The sequence below is a fragment of the Wolbachia endosymbiont of Mansonella perstans genome (genome assembly GCF_020278605.1).
Taxonomy (GTDB): Bacteria; Pseudomonadota; Alphaproteobacteria; order Rickettsiales; family Anaplasmataceae; genus Wolbachia.
In genome coordinates, this window is the sequence record NZ_JACZHU010000099.1 from 1 (window position 1) to 3,395 (window position 3,395).

The window sequence follows — 3,395 nt, forward strand, 5'->3', positions numbered from 1 at the left end:
TCAGTAACGATTCAACAGCTTTTGGCCAAGGTTGTAGACATAGCATACCTTCGCCTCCTATTTCTTGCCATAAGTTTTCAGCCAGATGTGGTATAAACGGTTCGATTACTCTGATTAATATACATATACCTTCATCAATAAGAGATTTTCCATTCTTCACATCTATTTCAGCTATTAAATTTGTCATTTCATGGAATTTTGCCACTACACAGTTTAATCTGCAACTTTCCAAGTCATCTGTAATTCCGTGTAAGAGTTTATGTATTTTTTTTCTGTATTCTAGAAGCTTAGCTGTAACATTTTCATTATCATAGTGAATATTCACAGGTCTTAGCTGCATTACCATGCGCCACAATTTATTTATGTAGCGAGAGCAACCTTCCACGCCATCATCGGACCATTCCATATCTTTCTCTGAAGGAGTATCAGATAATACAAACAAGCGAGCAGTATCAGCACCGTATTTTTCTATGATAAAGTTTGGATCAACTGTATTCTTTTTTGATTTACTCATCTTCTCGACTTTTCCAACTTGAACCTTAGCGCCTTGTGCCATCAATTCTTTTGCTTCTTCAGGAAAAAGCCATTTACCATTCTCATCTTTGTAAGTTACATGACAGACCATTCCTTGAGTGATCAAAGTAGAGAAAGGCTCTTTAATATTAAGGTAACCACATTTGGTCAAGGCACGGCAGAAAAATCGTGAGTAAAGCAGGTGCAAGATCGCATGTTCTATTCCACCTATATAATAATCTACAGGCATAAAACGATCGCACGCATCCTTATTGATAGACTTATTTTCACTACAAAATGCAGCAAAATACCAGGAAGATTCAAAAAAGGTGTCGAATGTATCAGTTTCACGCTCTGCTTGCTTTCCACATTTTGGACAATCAACGAATTTCCATGTTAGATGTTTATCAAGTGGATTGCCACCACCTTTAAATTCTACATCCGTTGGCAGAACTACGGGAAGGTCTTTTTCTGGCACTGGCACAGTTCCACAATCTTTACAATATATTATAGGTATAGGGCATCCCCAATAACGTTGCCTTGAAATTCCCCAATCATGTAAACGATAGTTTATCGTTTTTTTGCCTATTCCTTTTTCTTCAAGCTTTTTAATAGCTACTTCCCTTGCTTTTTTGACAGTTAATCCGTTTAAGAATTCAGAGTTGAACATCGCTCCATCGTCGGTGCATGCTTCTTTTAAGGTCTCTGTGGCTTGTGCACTTTCTCCACGAATTACAGGAACAATCGGCAAATCATATTTCTGTGCAAACTCAAAATCACGCTGATCATGTGCAGGGCATCCAAAAATTGCACCTTCTCCATACTCCATCAATACAAAATTCGCTATATAGAGCGGCAATTCCTTGTCAAGAAATGGATGTTTAGCATTCAATCCGGTGTAAATTCCAAATTTTTCGTCATTTCCCCCATTTGTGTTTATATCATCAATTATCATTTCAGCGCGTGAAGCTGTAATCCATTCATCTTTTTGCTGGATCCCAGTGTCGAAGTACTGGGATGACAAAACTTTATGAGCATCTGGAAGCATGATATCCTGTACAATAGGGTGCTCTGCTGCTACCGCAAGAAAAGAAGCTCCAAACAAAGTATGAGGGGAGGTTGTAAAAACCTTTAATTTCTTATTTAGACCAACTATTTCAAACTCTATGGTGACCCCTTCGGATTTTCCTATCCAACGCTTTTGCATTGTTTTGACTTTCTCTGGCCAATTTTTTAAATCTTGCAAACACTTGAGTAAATCTTCAGCGAAATCAGTAATCTTTAAAAACCATTGAGATAACTTACGTTTTTCAACAACTGTACCTGAACGCCACCCTTTTCCATCAACCACCTGTTCATTTGCAAGCACTGTTTCGTCTACTGGGTCCCAGTTAACCCACGACTCTTTTCGATAAGCAAGTCCGTGTTTTAGAAAGTCCAGGAAAAATTTTTGTTCGTGTTTGTAATAGTCAGGCTCACATGTGGAGAGTTCACGCTCCCAGTTATAAGAAAGACCTATAGATCTAAGCTGTGCATGCATATTATCTATATTCTCTTTCGTCCACTCCGCAGGGCTAATATTATTGTCCCTTGCTGCATTTTCAGCTGGCAACCCAAATGCATCCCAGCCAATTGGGTGCAAGACCTCAAATCCGTAAGCTCTCTTATAACGCGCTATCACATCTCCTATTGTATAGTTACGCAGGTGTCCCATGTGAATTTTTCCAGATGGATATGGAAACATCTCCAACACGTAACATTTCTCTTGCTTGCTATTTTCGCTTACAGAAAAATTCCACTTATCTTGATAAAATTTTTCAACGTTTTTAAAATCATATTTCATATAAATCCAAATTCAATTACGGTTCATATGCTTCAAAGGATTAACCGCTTGACCGTTATGCCGTATTGTGAAGCACATCTGCGGATCTTTATCCTGCGCACTTGACTTACCTGCGGATCCAATTACCTGACCCTGTTTTACTTTATCGCCAATTTCAACGTGTATGTTTTTTAGGTAGGAGTACACAGTTACATAATTATCTTTGTGCTCTACTATAATTAAATTTCCATACCATCTCAGCCCTTTGCCTACATATATCACTTTACCAGGTGCAGAAGCAACCACACTCGTCCCGCCTTGAGCAGCAATTTTTACTCCATCTCTGCATACTTCATCAGAGGAAGCAGTTGAAATAACAGTACCTTTAATTGGCATTACAAATTTACAATTTACCCTGTCAATTTCCACATTTTGCGCTTTATTGTTATCTCTATATACCTTATCCATGACAGCTTTTCTATTCTCTTTTCTTATTGAAGAATCAACATCCTCTCTAACTAAACGGTATTCCCTTGTATATTCTAGGTCTCTTTTTCCATAAAACTCTTCACCTTTAAGCAGCACAGGTGCAGGTTTTTGCAGACCGCAGCTTATTAGTATTGCCGATAATATAAAGAATGAGGCTATACGCAGCATAAATCTATTTAGATGATTTAAACTATATTAAATAGCATACTTTTGAAGGTAAAAAGATTTTCATGTTATTTTTTCTGTTGTTAATTTACTTCTTGGCATTTTATAATGGTTTATGTAAAATCATTCTAAAATTAGTTAAACTTACTCCGAAGAACAGTTGTAGTTTGTTTTTAGATAGGTTTGGTTGACCTTACCTAGAGAAAGTGGAAACAAAGATCACAGTTATTTATTTACGTCTCCAACTTTGTAGTTCATACATATAGACAAAGATTTACATTTCGTGTTTTATGTCTCTATACATTTATTGTAGGCAAGCTGAGTTGAAGCAATTATAGGAGCTTAAAGAAAAAAACACCGCTTCTTTTGTTGTAGTCAAAGGAAGGCATCGTATAGGAGAAAGTCG

General features: G+C 37.2%; 2 protein-coding genes. Both read right to left on the reverse strand.

Annotation, left to right across the window (positions count from 1 at the left end):
- The coding region (gene leuS / locus IHO13_RS04900) for a leucine--tRNA ligase (RefSeq protein ID WP_225538537.1) at positions 1 to 2,356 on the reverse strand (2,356 nt) is incomplete at its 3' end.
- Between the two features lie 12 nt (positions 2,357 to 2,368).
- The gene (locus tag IHO13_RS04905; RefSeq protein ID WP_225538538.1) at positions 2,369 to 2,992 is read right to left on the reverse strand and encodes a murein hydrolase activator EnvC family protein; all 624 of its coding nucleotides are present in this window, start codon (positions 2,990 to 2,992) and stop codon (positions 2,369 to 2,371) included.
- Between the last annotated feature and the right edge of the window lie 403 nt (positions 2,993 to 3,395).